The sequence below is a fragment of the Leifsonia sp. 71-9 genome, assembly GCF_001898805.1.
Taxonomy (GTDB): Bacteria; Actinomycetota; Actinomycetes; order Actinomycetales; family Microbacteriaceae; genus Leifsonia.
Genome location: NZ_MKVJ01000022.1, coordinates 127,526 through 141,217, shown reverse-complemented (window position 1 = coordinate 141,217; position 13,692 = coordinate 127,526). Strand labels below are relative to the sequence as shown.

Below are 13,692 nucleotides of genomic sequence, written 5' to 3'. Positions count from 1 at the left end.
GCACGAGGAGACCGCCATGGACCGCATCCCCGAGGACGGCGTCGAGGACGAGCAGTACGGCGACGGCGACGCCGGTGACACGGCCGGCTGGGTCGACCCCGCCGACGGCGATGTCGACTACGCCGCCGACGACCCGATCGCCGAGGCCGACTTCGCCGACGAGCTGGTGACCACCGACGGCGTCGCCGGCGAGACCGTCTGGGGCGGGAGCGCCGGCAACGAGGCCTCCCCCATCGAGGACGAGCACGACCCGCTCGACGACCCCGACGAGGGCGTGCTCACGGAGGAGGACGTCGAGGAGGAGGGGATCTAGTCCAGCGCGGCCACGACGGCGCGCGCACTCCGCTCGAGGAAGGCGACGATCTCGTCCGCCGAGAGGTCGGTGCCGAGCGCGCTCTCGACCAGCGCCTCCTCGGCGAACGCGACCCACGAGCGCAGGGCGATCCGCAGCAGCGGCGTGTCAGGAACCCCCAGCTCGAGGAAGGCGGCGACGACCCGGCCGGCCTGCTCCTCCCGCGCCTCCTCGACCACAGCCCGCACCTCGCTGTCCCCGCTCGCGACGCCGCGGACGAGCGAGTAGAACGTGCCGCCGTGCTCGCGCACGAAGCGGACGATCCGGACGAGGGTGTCGTGGAGGCGGTCCAGCGGCGGCAGCTCCGGGATCGGCTCGGTCGCGTGGAGCATGCTGTCGCGGGCGGTGCGGACGACCTCCCGGTGCAGTCCCTGCTTCGAGCCGAAGTAGTGGAAGAGCAGCGCGCGCGAGACGCCGGCCCGCTCCGAGAGGGTGTCGATGGTGAGCTCGTCCAGCGGGCTCTCGGCGAGGAAGGCGACCCCGAGCGCCACGAGCTGCGCCCGGCGCTCGTCCGGGGTGAGCCGAGTGCGCCGGTCCGTGGACATGCTCCGAGCCTATCCGGCGAGCCTGTCGACCTCGTCCCGCAGCACGGCCAGCGCCCAGCCGGGATCGCCGCCGCGGACGAGCAGGTGCACCGCGAGGCCGTCGACGAGCGCGTGGAGGCGGAGGGCCTCCTGCCGCAGGGCGTCGTCGGCCGCGCGCCCGGCGAGCCGCTCCACCAGGCCGAGGCAGGCCCCGGCGAGCGCGCGATCGGCCTCGTCGCGGATGCGGGCGAGCCCGGGGAGCGCGGGCGCCTCGGCGATCAGGGCGATGTTGACCTCCAGCTCCGCGCGGCTGTCAGGGGTGAGGGGAAGCAGCTGGCGGAGCACGTCGAGCGCGTGCTCGCGCGGATCTCCGACGGGCAGCGCCAGGATACGCGCGGTCGCGCGGTCGACCATGAGCTCGGCCGAGAACTCGAGGAGCTCGGTGCGCGTGGGGAAGAGGTGGCGCAGGGAACCCACCGCGACGCCGGCCTCGGCGGCGACCGTGCGGACGGACACGGCGCCGATCCCGCGCTCGACGATCACGCGCCAGACGGCCTCCGCGAGCTGGGCTTTGCGGGCGTCCCGGTCGATCGTGCGCGGCATGGTCGGAGGCTAGCACGGGCGTGCTAACCTCCTTCGTAGCACACTCGTGCTAACAAAAAGGAGGGCAGCCGTGATCGTGGTCGTCATCGTCGCCTGCGAGATCCTGTTCTGGGTCTTCCTCGCGGTGGGGCTCAGCGCGCGGTACCTGCTTCGACGCCGCCGTGCGGGCGCCGTGCTGCTGGCGCTCTCCCCCCTCACCGATCTCGTGCTCCTCGCCGCGACGGCGCTCGATCTCGCCGGCGGCGGGACGGCGACGCCCGCCCACGGCCTCGCCGCCCTCTACCTCGGGTTCTCGGTCGCGTACGGCCATGCGATGATCCGTTGGGCGGACGTGCGCTTCGCCCACCGTTTCGCGGGTGGACCGGCTCCGGTGAAGCTCACGGGACGCGCGTACACGCGGGCGTGCTGGCGCGACCTCCTGCGCACGATTCTCGGCGCCGCCGTCGCCGCCGCGGTGATCGGGCTGCTCGTCGCGATCGCCGGAGACGCCGGGCGCTCTGCGGCCGTCACGGCGTTCCTCCCGGCGCTCGGGATCGTCGTCGGAGTCGACCTCCTCTGGGCCGTCAGCTACACGATCTGGCCGCGCGCGACCCCTCGAAAGGGTGCCAGCTATTGACAAACGGTCAATAACGTCTAGGTTTGCTCCTGGACTTGGCTGCACTGGCGCGTCAAGCCCCCGAACAGGAGGATCGATGTCGTTTCGAAAGTTCGCCGGCACGCACACAGGCCGCATCGTGCTCGCCGCGGTGCCCGTCGCCGTGGTGTCGACGCTGCTGATGGCCGGGGTGGCGCAGGGCGCCGTGCCCGTGTCGTTCGCGGTCTCGGGCAGCCAGTTCCAGATCAGCGCCTCGAAGCTCGACGGCAGCGGATTCTCGCAGTACGCGGGCGTCGCCCCCGACACCGCGGGCACCGAGCACCAGGTCGCGATCGCCAACATCAAGTCCGCGACGCTGGCCGACCTCTGCCAGTCGGTCGTCACCGACACCCCGCTCGGCAAGGTGGGCATGCTCATCACGGCCGGCGGCGGCGGCAACCCCGCCTCGGCCTCCGACCTCCAGATCGGGATGACGGACCTCAAGGGCGACTAGAAGTTCGGCAACATCCGCATCGGCGTCGACGCCTCCGCCGTGAACACCGCCGCGAAGGGCACCGCGGGCGACTTCGCCCAGGACGCCGACACCGTGACGATCGACAACCTGCAGCAGACGGCCTGGAGCACCCAGGCCTCCGTGTTCACCCTCACCGGGATGCACGTGCAGCTGACGGACGGATCGAAGGGGTGCTTCTGAACGCGGCGACCGCCGGTGCCGCGGGCGGCACCGGGGCGGCAGGCGACACCGGCGCGGCCTCCCTCGGCAGTGACGGCGGCACCCGACGCGAGCGCTTCCGCGCCTGGCGCCGCAGCCGCCCCTTCGTCGGCGGCCTGCTGACCGCGCTCGGCGGCGTGGAGCTCTTCTTCTCCGGCCAGCTCGACATCGGCAAGATCCACGTGCAGCTCGGCATCGAGGGCCTGCAGGCGACGATCATCCCGATCGTGCTCGTCCTCCTCGGCATCCTGGTCATCGCGATGCCCGCCCACCGCGTGTTCTACGGCGTGATCGCACTGGCCGTCGCCGTCTACTCGCTCGTGGGGGTGAACCTCGGCGGCTTCTTCGTCGGGATGCTGCTCGCCAGCGTCGGCGGCATCCTCACGGTCGCGTGGATCCCCAAGGACCGCGCGGCGAAGGGACGGGCGACGAAGGGCCGCGCAGCGACGGGCTCGGCGCCCGACCGGACGGCGCCGACGGAGAGCGCGGAGCGATGAGCCCGCGACGCGCCCGCAACCGCCCCGGCACCGTCGTCGGTGCGCTGTTGGCGTGCGTCGTCGTGGCGGTCGCCGGCCTCGGCGCGGCGCGCGTGCCCTCCGCGGTCCCCGCGCAGCTCTGCATCCCGATCCTGCTGCCGTGCGCGTCGCCGACGCCCACCCCGACGCCGACACCGACACCGTCCTCGCCGGGCTCGGGGACGCGGGGCTCACCGCTGGACCCGCTCGTCCCGACGTCCACCCCCACCGCGCCGGGAGCGACCCCGGCGCCCGCGCCGACCGACGACGCCGGAGCGCCGGTGTTCACCCAGCCCCCCGCGCAGCTGGGCAGCCAGTCGCTGTCGTTCACGGGGCTCTCGGGCATCAGCATCGTGAACGTCCCGCTGGCCGACGGGAGCCGCGTCCCCGCACTCAGGATCTCCGCCGAGAGCATCACGATCGGCGGCTTCAGCCTCACCGTGCGTCACGACACGGGACCGTCGCTCGCCACCACGGCCGACTCGATGACGCTGCGCGGCCACGTGCAGGTCTACCTGAACTCCATCACCGCGACGACCTCCGACGGCCACTCCCTCACGCTCGGCGCAGACACCCCGCCGCCGGCGGACGGCGTGCCGAACGATCTGCTGCGCGTGACGCTCGGCCTGGTCGGGGCGACCGCGGACTCCATCGTCTACACGAACACGAAGCAGCACCTGTCGGAGTGACGGGCTAGCGTCCGCGCTTCCTCCGCCGCCGTTCGCGCCAGGTGAGGGAGGCGAGGGTCTCGGCCTCCGCCCGGCGCCGCTCCTCCGCCTCCCGGAGCCGCGCCGTGCGGCGGTCGAGCCACGCCGCGACCTCCGCGTCGGCGTCGCGCATCGGCGTGACGACCGGCGGACCGCCCTGCAGCTGGCGGCGGGCCTCCCGCACGCGCCGGTTGAAGTCCTCCACGTGCTCGCGCACGGCGCGCTCCGAGCCGAGCCGGTCGAGGCGGTCGGCGAACTCCTTGTCCTCCGTGCGGAGCGTGAGCGCGGGAGGCCCGAGCCCGGTGAGCTGCTCGCGTTCGATCTTGCGGCGGATCCACCAGTCGGGGTCGTGCGTCCCGGTGAGACCGGGGAGCGGCTTGCCTGCGCCCGGGAGGTCGTCGAAGTCGCCGCGGCGGATCGCCTGCTGGATGGCGTTCTCGATCACATGCGCGCGCTGGTCCATGCTGGGCTGGCCGGCGTTGGTCTCCTCGACCTCTTCGCCCCGCTCCTCGGCCTCGCGGCGGAGGCGGTAGCGGACCGCCTCGACACGCGCGTCCCCGGGCTGCGATGCGGCGGGCTCGCGCGTCTCGGGCATGCATTCAGCCTACGCTCGGCGGGCCGCCGCCTGAAGCTCGCCGTCGGTGGTCCGCCGTACTCTCGGCCCATGGAGGACTTCCGCATCCACGTGACCGACGACGAGCTCGCCGACCTCGACCAGCGCCTCGAGAACACGATCCTGCCCGCGTCGCGAGCGGGCGCGGACCCCGGCGACTGGAGCCGCGGCATCCCGCCCGCCGTGCTGGCCGACCTCGTCGAGTACTGGCGCACGGTGTACGACTGGCGGTCGGTCGAGCGACGCCTCAACGGGTTCGAGCAGCACACGGTCGAGGTCGACGGTTGCCGCATCCACGTCGCACGGGTCGGGGAGGCTCGGCCCGGGCGGCTGCCGATCGTGCTGACGCACGGCTGGCCGTACACATTCGCGGCGATGCTGCCTCTGGCGGAGGCGCTCAGCGGCGAGCTGGAGGTCGTCGTGCCGTCCGTCCCCGGGTACGGCTTCTCGTCGCCCCTGCCCGGCCCGTACGGCAGCCGCGCGGTCGCCGAGCGCTGGAACACCCTCATGACCGACGTGCTCGGCCACGACCGCTACCTCACCTACGGCGAGGACGTCGGCGCGGAGGTCAGCGACTACCTGGCGGCGACACATCCGGCTTCCGTGGCCGGCATCGTGGCGACGCACGCGTCGTTCTCGGCCCGTGAGCGGCCGGGCGTGGAGCTGGACGACGCCGAGCGCGCCTTCCTCGCGTCCGTCGCGCCGGCGACGGAGTCCGGCTACGCGCACCTCCAGGCCACCCGGCCCGACACGCTCGCCGCCGCACTGCTCGACTCTCCCAGCGGCCTGCTCGCCTGGATCACCGAGAAGGTCGCGGGCTGGAGCGACGGCGCCGCGCTCGAGACGTTCGACGTCGACGACGTGCTGACCAACACGATGCTGTACTGGATCTCCCGCTCCATCGGCACCAGCTTCCGGCCGTACAGCGATGACGCCGGGGATCCCCTGCACCCGCTGATCGAGGTGCCGGCGGCCATCGTCGTCCAGACGCACGAGGCCGCGTACCCGCGGTCGCTGGCGGAGAAGAGCTACACCGACATCCGCTCGTTCGAGCGTCTCGAGCACGGCGGCCACTTCACCGCGTGGGAGGCGCCGGGCGCCGTGGCCGCGACGGTGCTGGCGCTCGAGGCCCAGGTGCGCGGCTGACGTCCGCCCCCGAGACCGGGCGGCCCAGCGCTCCCGCACGATATGGTGTCGGCAGAACCGTCACACGAATGGGGGGCGACGATGCTGGATGGGTTGGCCGGATGGCACGCGCTGATGCTGATCTTCTGGGTGGTGCCCTTCGTCCTCTGGGTGATCGCCCTGGTGCAGGTGGCGCTGAGCCGCACGACCGCCGCGTACGTCATCGCCTGGATCGCGGTCACGACGCTCGTCCCGCTGATCGGGCCGATCCTGTGGTTCACGCTCGGCCGGACGAACGCGTCCCGCAACCGGAACGCGGCGGGCGCGGCATGAGCACCGTCGACCCGACGATCGCCCGGAAGGCGCGGCTGGCGAAGCGACCCAGCACGGCGCGCGTGGTGTTCTTCGCGCTGGTGCAGCTCGTCGGCGGGTTCGGCCTCGGCTACGGCTGGCGCGCGTTCGGGATGTTCGAGGCCTACGGCGAGCCGCCGTGGACCGCGATCGTCGGCATCATCGGGGGCCTGCTGCTCACCATCCTCGGTTCGATCGGCTGGGCCGGGATGCTGCTCAAGCGCTCCGACATCGGCCTCGGCTACGGCGGGGCCGCCGTCCTGCTCGGCGCGGGGACGGGGCTGCTCGTGGCCGCCTCCCCGAACGGCTTCCCGGCGGTGGGGGTCGCGATCGCCGTCGCGCTCTACGCCCTCGGCGCGCTCTTCCTCGTGATCGGCGTCGTCGCCGCCACGAAGCGCCGGCGGCAGCGGGCGCGCGACGCACAGACCGCAACCTCGGGCACGCTCACCACGGCGACCGTGAGCGACAAGGGCTACGACTTCTTCCGCGAGAGCTCCCGCATCATCACCGCCGTCACCTTCACCTTCCGCGACCTGCAGGGCACGCAGCGCTGGGTGCAGAAGACGATGGTGATCGAGCAGTCCGATCCGATCGTCGTCGGTCAGGAGACGCGGCTCTGGTACGACCCCACGAACCCCGGGGACACCCGCAGCATCGTGGTCGAGCTCGCGCGGGACCGCGCGCTCCGCCGGTAGACGCGGGTCGCGCCCACCGGCGGAACGCTCACCGGGTCACGACCAGAACGGCGCGAGCCGCTCGGCCAGCGCTCTGCCCTGGGCCGCGCCGGCACGAGCGGCGGGCACGCGGGTCGACAGGTCCATCATGTTGTCGCCGAACGCGTCCAGCGCGGCGGCGTCCGGGAACACCGTCTCGACCGCGCTGCCGCCGGCGCGGAGCTCGTCGAGCTGCGCGGCGAGCTGCATCCCCCACTCCAGCGGATGCCGCGTGCGGCCCCCGAACGGCGACAGCACCAGCACACGCGCGTATCCCGCCGCCAGGTCGGCGTTCTCGTTGCGCCGGTAGCCGCCGTCGAGATAGCGCTCCTCGCCGATGCGGTACGGCGGCACGCCGAACCCGTTCGAGGTGCTCGCGGCGACGGCATCCACCAGCTCGATGCCGCTGTCCCGGTCGAACACGACCCCGTCGCCGGTGCGGGCGTCGATCGCGGTGATCGCGATCGCCCGGTCCGGCCAGTTCGGGTCGGGGAGCCGGCCGGCGACGATCTCGCGCCAGCGACCGCCGGCACCGTCCGCGTCCTCCAGCTCGAGGGCGGCGGCGCCCATCCGGCGGCGCATGTCGGCGGCGTCGGAGGACGCGGCGATGATGCGATCGGTCCGCTCCATGTGGTTGACGACGGAGACGCCCGTCGCGAGTCCGCCCGGTGGGCGCCCGCCGGGACCGGCCGCGCGGGGACGCTGCGGCGGCACGGCGGTGAGGATCGCCTCGAGCAGCCGGGGCGGGGTCGCGCCGCCGAGCTGCGCGGCGACCGTCGCGCCTGCGGAGGTGCCGATGGTCAGATCGGCGTCGGTCACGTCGAGCCCCGCGTCGAAGAGACCGGCGAGCACGCCGATCTCCCACGCGTTGCCGGCCGAGCCGCCGCCGCCGAGGACCAGCGCGCGGTCGCGCCGGCCGGAGGCGGGCTGAGAAGAAGAAGGTGAAGTGTTCATGGAGTCGCCTTTCGCGAAATGCCTGCCGGGCGCTCCCTGTGACGACTACCTCAGCCGCGCGATCGTGGACTGCAGGGGAGCACCCGATGTGGATACTGCGTTCATGGGTCTCACCTCCTGCCGACGGATCACGATCGGCAGCGACGCTAACACGCGGCGATCCGGCGCGCAACAGGCCGTCACACACCCGTGGCCGTTCGCGCCGGGCTCGGTAGAACGGTCGGATGGCATCCTCGCGCGAGCGCTTCGCCCTGGCCGCGTGCGTCGGCGCCGGTTTCGCGACCCTCCTGGACCAGTCGGTCGTGACGTACACCATCCCGTCGCTCGGGCCGGAGCTGGGCGCCACGGCGGGCGGGGTGCAGTGGTTCCTCGCGGTGTACTCGCTGACCTTCGGGGTCGGGCTGGTGCCGGGCGGGCGCCTCGGCGACGCCTACGGGCGGCGCGGGATGTTCGTCGGCGGCCTCCTGCTCTTCCTCCTCGGCGCTGCCCTCTCGGTCTGCGCTCCCGGCATCGGTTGGGCGATCGCCGGGCGCGCCGTGCAGGGGTTCGGCGCGGGGGTCGTGAGCGCACAGGTCCTCGGCGTGATCCAGGACGTGTTCACCGGTCGGTCGCGGATCCGCGCGCTCGCGGCGTACGGGATGGCGGCCTCCGCCTCGGCGATCGTCGGACCGCTCGTCGCCGGCGGCATCCTGGCGACCGTCCCCGCGGAACTCGCCTGGCGCGTCATCCTCGCCATCAACGTGCCGTTCATCGTGGCCGTCGCGGTGCTCGCCGCACGCTTCGTGCCGCGCGGCGGCCGGGCGCCGGGCCGTCCCTCCCTCGACCTCGTGGGCATCGGCGTCACCGGTGCCGTCGTGCTGCTGGCGACCGCTCCGGTGATCGATCCCGGCCTCGGACCCGTGCGGACCGGCCTCGCGATCGGCGGGGTGGCGACCGGAGCACTCCTCCTGATCTGGTGGGAGCGCCGGTACGCCCGGCGCGGCGGGCGCCCGCTGTTCTCCCCCAGCCTCCTGCGTTCGCGCGGCTTCACCGGCGGCAGCGTGATCGCCCTGCTCTGGTTCGGCTCCGCGGTCGCGCAGTCGGCGATCGTCACGGTGTTCCTGCTGCAGAGCCTCGGGATGCCCGCTCTGGTCGTCGCGCTCCTCCTCGCGCCGGGTGCGGCGGCACGCATCGCGACCTCCGCGCTCAGCTCCCGCCTGAACGACGCCCTGGGGCGATGGACGCTCGTGGCCTTCCTCGGCCTCCAGACGCTGTGCAGTGCGCTCCTCGTCGTGCTGGCCGGGCTCACCGACGCGACCGCGCTCGTCCTGGCGATCGTGCTGCTCGAGACTCTCATCGGGGCGGCCAGCGGTGCGTTCGAGCCGCCGATGCGGGCGCTCACCCTCTCGTACGCGCGGCCCGGCGAGTACGGGCTGGCCGCGTCGTTCCTGCAGCTCGCCCAGCGACTGTCGGCGACGTTCTGCGTGGCGCTGGTGACCGGCGCGGCGTTCGGGGGCGCCGGCATCGCCGTGAGCCGGGACGGCCTCCAGACCGGCCTCGCCGTCTGCGCCGTGCTGCTGGTCGCCGCGGCGTCCGTCGCGCTGGGGATGGTGCCGGACCTTCTCGGCGTGCGGCGCCGAGCCGGCCGCCGCCTCCCCGTCGACGCGCCGGCGGACGACGCGCAGTGAGCTCTTGTGCCGCTCGCGGGACCCGTGATGGGCTGGGGCGGTGAGCTTCTTCCCCCTCGACCCGCCGGCCGACGACGATCCCCCGCTCGAGCAGGAGCGGAATCCACGCTGGCAGCCGTCGGATGAGGAGCTGCCCCGCGTGTTCCCGATCAGCGAGGTGCTCGCCGCCACCGACACCGTGGCGATCGTCGTCATGGAGGCTCGCGTCTACAGCGACGGGATCGAGTTCCTGATCGAGCGCCGCCTCCGCCGCGGCGACCGGTCGGAGCAGGAGTTGCAGCTCGCCCACTGGGGTGCGCACGGCCTGCACGGCGGACCGAGCGCGGGTCGCCTGCGCTACGGGGTCGCCCTGAGCGACGGTCAGCAGGTGCTGCTCGATGCGTTCGCAGGCCCGCCCGACGGCGACCCGCACGACGCGTCCTGGCACAGCCTGTTCCCCACGAACGGCCACGGGAGCGGCTCGGGCGACTACCAGCGCTTCGAGGACGGGCTGTGGCTCTGGCCGCTCCCGCCGAGCGGCGCTCTCGAGATCGTCGCGGAGTGGCCGGAGCAGGGGGTCCCGGAAGCACGAGTGGTGCTGGACAGCGCCCCGCTGCTCGACCTGGCGGTGTCCGTGCGACCGCTCTGGACGTAGCCGCGGCGTGCGCTCAGTCGTAACCGAGGATGACGACGTCCTCGTCTCGCATCCGATCGATGTCGAGTTCGTCTTCGATGGCGACGCTGGCAGGCATGCACTGGATGCTACGGCGGCCACGACGGGGCGATGAATGGACGCGCTGGCCAATCGCGCGGCGATCGAGGACAGCGCGTACAAACCGGCCCGGGCCGTCCACGCCCGCCGACACGACGAAGGCCCCCGCTCGGTGAGCGGGGGCCTTCGCTGGTGAGGTGCGTTACGCCTGGGTGGCGCGACGGCGACGCGAGACGAACACGCCCGCGGCACCCAGCAGGACCAGGAGACCCGCGAGGGTCGCCGGGATCACGTTGTCGTCACCCGTGGCGGCCAGGGCCGCGGTGGTGGTGACGGCGGCGACGCTCAGCGCCACGGCCTGGACGCCGCCCGAGGTCTGACCCACGAGCACGAGGGTGTGCGAGCCGGCGGCGAGCTTGGCGAGCACGGCGGCGCTCAGCGTGACCTGGACCTTGCCGTCGACGACCGGGAAGGTTCCGAGCAGGACCGGGGTCGAGTACAGGTACACGTCGACGAAGCCGTCGTTCGCCGTCCACTCGACCGAGGCGGTGTAGCCCTTGGTCGGGTCCAGGGTGGCCGGGAGGCCTGCGGAGAGCGGGGTGCCGGGGGTGACGCCGTTGTTCTGGAGGTACGCCGCGAGAGCGGACGAGTCCGCGACCGGAGCGGCCGCGGCCGGCTTCTGCACGAACGGGATGACGTCCGTCAGGTTGCTGTAGACCTCGGCGGCTGCGAAGCCCGCGAGCTTCGCGGTGACGATGACGCCGATGCGGGTGCCCTCACGGCTGTCGGGCACGGTGAAGCTCGTGCCGTTGGCGCCGTCGATCGGGCCGCCCTGCTGGCCGCCATTCCAGTACCACTCGTACGAGAAGGTGGTGCCCTGGGGGAAGCCGGCGGTCGCGACGGTGAGCACCGAACCGGTGGCGGGGGTCCCGGACAGCGTCGCCGTGCCCGCGGCCGCGAACGTGTAGGTCACCCCGTCGAACGAGATGGAGTCGACCCACGCGGTCGGGCGGGAGTCGGTGGAGGAGTAGACACCGTCGGTGAGAACGCCGAAGCCGATGAGCTCGGGTGCGTCAAGGGCGCCCAAGAGGTCGCGGAGGGACGCGGTGGCGTCCTTCTCGAAGACGATCCCGCCCTCGTCGTTCGTGATCGGGCTGCTGGTCGCCCACGTGTCGTCCAGCGACACCGTCTTCGTGCCCGTGGCGGCCTCGGCCGGACGCAGGGTCGTGAAGCTCTGCGACGACTGGCCGCCGTTGTAGAGGAAGGGAAGCTGGAAGTAGGAGGCGCCCGACGACGTCGTCCACGATCCGCTCGTCACAGCACTCTCGAGGGCCTCGCCCGAGATGTACTGGTCGGCGGTGAAGCCGTTGAGGACCTGCGACTGCTTGGTCAGTTCGAGGCTGCTCTCGCCCACGACGGCGCGGTCGGCCGCGTTGTCATAGCCCTGGTGCCAGCCCGGGTAGCTGTCCTCGTTCGAGCGGATCTCGTTCTGGTGGACCGTCTCGGTGGCGGGCGCGGCCTGCGCCGGCGCGGCGGCCACGAGGGCTGCCCCGCCCGCGATCGCCACACTCAGACCGAGGGCCGCAGCGCGTGCGGCCCAGGTGGTGTTCTTCTTCGAATTCACGTTGTCGATGACCTATTCACGTCGGTGGCGCTCGTCTGGTGAGAAGGGGCGCGCGCACGAACATGCGATCCCCCGTGTTATTCATTCGACTCTAGGGTTGGTTGACAGATGCAACTATCCCCCGCACGGGGGTGATTTTCACGATTCGGGGGACGGCGCGGGGGCCCGGCGTCCGAGGAGGGCCGCCAGCACGATCCCCACCGCGCTGATCGCCGCGCCGACGCCGAAGGCGGTGCCCACTCCCCCGGCGAGAGCCGCCCGCATCCCCTCTGCGGCGCCGGAGGTCGACGCCACCGAGAACAGCGTGATGAACAGTGCGATCCCCGCCGCTCCGGCGACCTGCTGCAGCGTGTTCACGATCGCGCTGGCGTGCGGATAGAGGTTGGGGGTCACCGATCCGAGTGCGGTGGTCATCAGCGGCGTCATCATGAGGGCGGTGCCGACGTTGAGGAGCAGGTGCATGGCGATCACGAGCCAGACCGGTGTGCCCGTGCCCAGGGTGGAGAAGGCCAGCATCGCCGCGGTCACGATCACGGCGCCGGGGAGGACGAGGGTGCGGGCGCCGACCTTGTCGAACAGCACGCCGACGAAGGGTGCGAGGACGCCGGAGAGGATGCCGCCGGGCAGCAGCATGAGCCCGGCCGCGTACGCCGGCTCCCCCAGCACCTGCTGGATGTAGAGCGGCAGGAGGATCAGCGAGCCGAACAGCGCGATCGAGACGACGACGATGGTGAGGGTCGCGACCGTGAAGACGCGCCCGCCGAAGACGCGGACGTCGAGCAGGACGCGGTCGGTGTCGCGCAGCGCGAGCTGGCGCCCGACGAGGCCCGCGAGGGCGACGCCGCCGACGGCCAGCGGGATCCACACGGGCACCCCGGCGTGGTCGCCCGCGTTCTCTCCGATGGCGGCGAGACCGTAGATCACGCCGGAGAAGCCGACGGCCGACAGCAGCACCGAGAGCGCGTCGAACCGCGCCTCCCGGGTGGGCGTCGCATTGCGGAGCCACACCGCACCGGCTGCGAGGGCGAGGAGGGCGACCGGGAAGACGAGGAAGAACACCCAGCGCCAGCCGAGCGAGGAGACGATGACGCCCGAGACCGTGGGGCCGAGGGCGGGCGCCGCCGCCGTGACGATCGTGACCAGCCCCATCGTGCGGCCGCGGCGCTCGGGGGCGACGAGCTGCATGACGGTGGTGAACAAGAGCGGCAGCATGATCGACGTGCCGAGCGCCTGGACGATGCGCGCCACGAGCAGCACCTCGAAGCCGGGCGCGAGGCCGGCCAGCAGCGTCCCGGCGGCGAACAGGCCCATCGCCGTGAAGAAGTTGCGGCGCAGGGAGGAGCGCTGCAGCAGCACCCCGGTCACGGGGATGGCCACCGCCATCGTCAGCATGAAGGCGGTGGTGAGCCACTGCGCCGAGGCGGCGGAGACCTGGAGGCCGTCCATGATCTGCGGGATGGCGACGCCCATCGCCGTCTCGTTGAGCACGACGACGAACGCCGAGACGAGCAGGAGGGGGATCGCCGGCCCGCTGCGGGGCCGCGGTCCGGCGTCGGGGACGGTGGAGGGCGATGCGGTCGTCATGGAGACTCCTGGGTTCGAGTTACAACTTGGTACTGAGTACCATGTGGGTACAGCGTGCTAACGTAGCACCATGACTCGCAGTGAGCAAACGCCCGTCCCGGCACCCGACCTCCGGGAGCGACGGCGCCGTGAGATGACCCGTGCGATCGCGATCACCGCGGTCGAGCTCTTCGAGCGCGACGGGTTCGCGGCGACGACGGTGGACGACATCGCCGCCGCCGCGGGCATCTCGCGCACCACCTTCTTCCGCCACTGCGCGACCAAGGAGGCCGCGGTCCTGGTCGACGACGCCGGCCTCGAGGCGCACCTCCTCGACATCGCGCGGGACGCCTCCCCCGCCCACCCCCTGCGGGATCTCGAAG

16 protein-coding genes and 1 pseudogene are annotated in these 13,692 nt (G+C 72.6%); 11 read left to right on the top strand and 6 right to left on the bottom strand.

The window, feature by feature from the left end; genetic code table 11:
• Positions 1-16: 16 nt before the first annotated feature.
• Positions 17-313: a hypothetical protein gene (locus tag BGO91_RS20740; RefSeq protein WP_290474632.1), complete on the top strand. Its 297-nt coding sequence runs from the start codon at positions 17-19 to the stop codon at positions 311-313.
• Here the strand turns inward: BGO91_RS20740 and BGO91_RS20735 are convergent.
• Both BGO91_RS20735 and BGO91_RS20730 read right to left on the bottom strand, forming a co-directional pair.
• The gene (locus tag BGO91_RS20735) at positions 310-897 is read right to left on the bottom strand and encodes a TetR/AcrR family transcriptional regulator (RefSeq protein WP_290474631.1); all 588 of its coding nucleotides are present in this window, start codon (positions 895-897) and stop codon (positions 310-312) included. The two genes, BGO91_RS20740 and BGO91_RS20735, sit on opposite strands and share 4 nt — an antisense overlap.
• A 9-nt stretch (positions 898-906) precedes the next feature.
• The gene (locus BGO91_RS20730; RefSeq protein ID WP_290474630.1) at positions 907-1,479 is read right to left on the bottom strand and encodes a TetR/AcrR family transcriptional regulator; all 573 of its coding nucleotides are present in this window, start codon (positions 1,477-1,479) and stop codon (positions 907-909) included.
• A 70-nt stretch (positions 1,480-1,549) separates the two neighbouring features.
• On the opposite strand from BGO91_RS20730, the gene BGO91_RS20725 reads away from it, so the two are divergent.
• From BGO91_RS20725 to BGO91_RS20710, 4 genes and pseudogenes are all read left to right on the top strand, one after another.
• Positions 1,550-2,095, top strand: coding sequence for a hypothetical protein (locus tag BGO91_RS20725; RefSeq protein WP_290474629.1), 546 nt, complete (start codon positions 1,550-1,552; stop codon positions 2,093-2,095).
• 76 nt (positions 2,096-2,171) lie between these two features.
• Positions 2,172-2,768, top strand: a pseudogene (locus BGO91_RS20720) (DUF6230 family protein).
• Positions 2,759-3,283, top strand: coding sequence for a DUF6114 domain-containing protein (locus BGO91_RS20715; protein WP_290474628.1), 525 nt, complete (start codon positions 2,759-2,761; stop codon positions 3,281-3,283). Before BGO91_RS20720 ends, BGO91_RS20715 begins: the two are co-directional and overlap by 10 nt.
• Positions 3,280-3,990: a hypothetical protein gene (locus BGO91_RS20710; protein ID WP_290474627.1), complete on the top strand. Its 711-nt coding sequence runs from the start codon at positions 3,280-3,282 to the stop codon at positions 3,988-3,990. The genes BGO91_RS20715 and BGO91_RS20710 overlap by 4 nt, the downstream gene beginning before the upstream one ends.
• 4 nt (positions 3,991-3,994) lie before the next feature.
• Here the strand turns inward: BGO91_RS20710 and BGO91_RS20705 are convergent, their stop codons facing one another.
• Complete coding sequence (locus BGO91_RS20705; protein ID WP_290474626.1) at positions 3,995-4,603, bottom strand: DUF1992 domain-containing protein; 609 nt, start codon at positions 4,601-4,603, stop codon at positions 3,995-3,997.
• Positions 4,604-4,672: 69 nt separating this feature from the next.
• On the opposite strand from BGO91_RS20705, the gene BGO91_RS20700 reads away from it, so the two are divergent.
• From BGO91_RS20700 to BGO91_RS20690, 3 genes are all read left to right on the top strand, one after another.
• The gene (locus tag BGO91_RS20700) at positions 4,673-5,767 is read left to right on the top strand and encodes an epoxide hydrolase family protein (RefSeq protein ID WP_290474625.1); all 1,095 of its coding nucleotides are present in this window, start codon (positions 4,673-4,675) and stop codon (positions 5,765-5,767) included.
• An 81-nt stretch (positions 5,768-5,848) separates the two neighbouring features.
• Positions 5,849-6,079, top strand: coding sequence for a PLD nuclease N-terminal domain-containing protein (locus BGO91_RS20695; RefSeq protein WP_290474624.1), 231 nt, complete (start codon positions 5,849-5,851; stop codon positions 6,077-6,079).
• Positions 6,076-6,792 carry a DUF3592 domain-containing protein gene (locus BGO91_RS20690; protein WP_290474623.1) on the top strand — a complete coding sequence of 239 codons (717 nt, stop codon included), beginning with the start codon at positions 6,076-6,078 and terminating at the stop codon, positions 6,790-6,792. The genes BGO91_RS20695 and BGO91_RS20690 overlap by 4 nt, the downstream gene beginning before the upstream one ends.
• A gap of 36 nt (positions 6,793-6,828) precedes the next feature.
• On the opposite strand, the gene BGO91_RS20685 is transcribed toward BGO91_RS20690, so the two are convergent.
• Entirely contained in the window at positions 6,829-7,764 is a 936-nt protein-coding gene (locus BGO91_RS20685) for a patatin-like phospholipase family protein (RefSeq protein ID WP_290474622.1), read from the bottom strand.
• A 224-nt stretch (positions 7,765-7,988) separates the two neighbouring features.
• On the opposite strand from BGO91_RS20685, the gene BGO91_RS20680 reads away from it, so the two are divergent.
• On the top strand, positions 7,989-9,431 hold the full coding sequence (locus BGO91_RS20680; RefSeq protein WP_290474621.1) for an MFS transporter: 1,443 nt from the start codon (positions 7,989-7,991) through the stop codon (positions 9,429-9,431).
• 40 nt (positions 9,432-9,471) lie between these two features.
• Positions 9,472-10,065, top strand: coding sequence for a hypothetical protein (locus BGO91_RS20675; RefSeq protein ID WP_290474620.1), 594 nt, complete (start codon positions 9,472-9,474; stop codon positions 10,063-10,065).
• Between the two features lie 259 nt (positions 10,066-10,324).
• Here BGO91_RS20675 and BGO91_RS20670 read toward each other — a convergent pair whose 3' ends face one another.
• Together BGO91_RS20670 and BGO91_RS20665 are read right to left on the bottom strand one after the other, a co-directional pair.
• Complete coding sequence (locus BGO91_RS20670) at positions 10,325-11,746, bottom strand: LPXTG cell wall anchor domain-containing protein (RefSeq protein WP_290474619.1); 1,422 nt, start codon at positions 11,744-11,746, stop codon at positions 10,325-10,327.
• Positions 11,747-11,884: 138 nt separating this feature from the next.
• On the bottom strand, positions 11,885-13,330 hold the full coding sequence (locus BGO91_RS20665; protein ID WP_290474618.1) for an MDR family MFS transporter: 1,446 nt from the start codon (positions 13,328-13,330) through the stop codon (positions 11,885-11,887).
• Between the two features lie 133 nt (positions 13,331-13,463).
• On the opposite strand from BGO91_RS20665, the gene BGO91_RS20660 reads away from it, so the two are divergent.
• Positions 13,464-13,692: helix-turn-helix domain-containing protein (locus BGO91_RS20660; protein ID WP_290474617.1), on the top strand; the 229-nt coding region annotated here is incomplete at its 3' end.

Coding starts and splice junctions, on each gene's coding strand:
- BGO91_RS20695 (WP_290474624.1), top strand. CDS start 5,849: ATGCTGGATGGGTTGGCCGGATGGCACGCGCTGATGCTGATCTTCTGG.
- BGO91_RS20705 (WP_290474626.1), bottom strand. CDS start 4,603: ATGCCCGAGACGCGCGAGCCCGCCGCATCGCAGCCCGGGGACGCGCGT.
- BGO91_RS20665 (WP_290474618.1), bottom strand. CDS start 13,330: ATGACGACCGCATCGCCCTCCACCGTCCCCGACGCCGGACCGCGGCCC.
- BGO91_RS20685 (WP_290474622.1), bottom strand. CDS start 7,764: ATGAACACTTCACCTTCTTCTTCTCAGCCCGCCTCCGGCCGGCGCGAC.
- BGO91_RS20690 (WP_290474623.1), top strand. CDS start 6,076: ATGAGCACCGTCGACCCGACGATCGCCCGGAAGGCGCGGCTGGCGAAG.
- BGO91_RS20740 (WP_290474632.1), top strand. CDS start 17: ATGGACCGCATCCCCGAGGACGGCGTCGAGGACGAGCAGTACGGCGAC.
- BGO91_RS20700 (WP_290474625.1), top strand. CDS start 4,673: ATGGAGGACTTCCGCATCCACGTGACCGACGACGAGCTCGCCGACCTC.
- BGO91_RS20730 (WP_290474630.1), bottom strand. CDS start 1,479: ATGCCGCGCACGATCGACCGGGACGCCCGCAAAGCCCAGCTCGCGGAG.
- BGO91_RS20735 (WP_290474631.1), bottom strand. CDS start 897: ATGTCCACGGACCGGCGCACTCGGCTCACCCCGGACGAGCGCCGGGCG.
- BGO91_RS20680 (WP_290474621.1), top strand. CDS start 7,989: ATGGCATCCTCGCGCGAGCGCTTCGCCCTGGCCGCGTGCGTCGGCGCC.
- BGO91_RS20710 (WP_290474627.1), top strand. CDS start 3,280: ATGAGCCCGCGACGCGCCCGCAACCGCCCCGGCACCGTCGTCGGTGCG.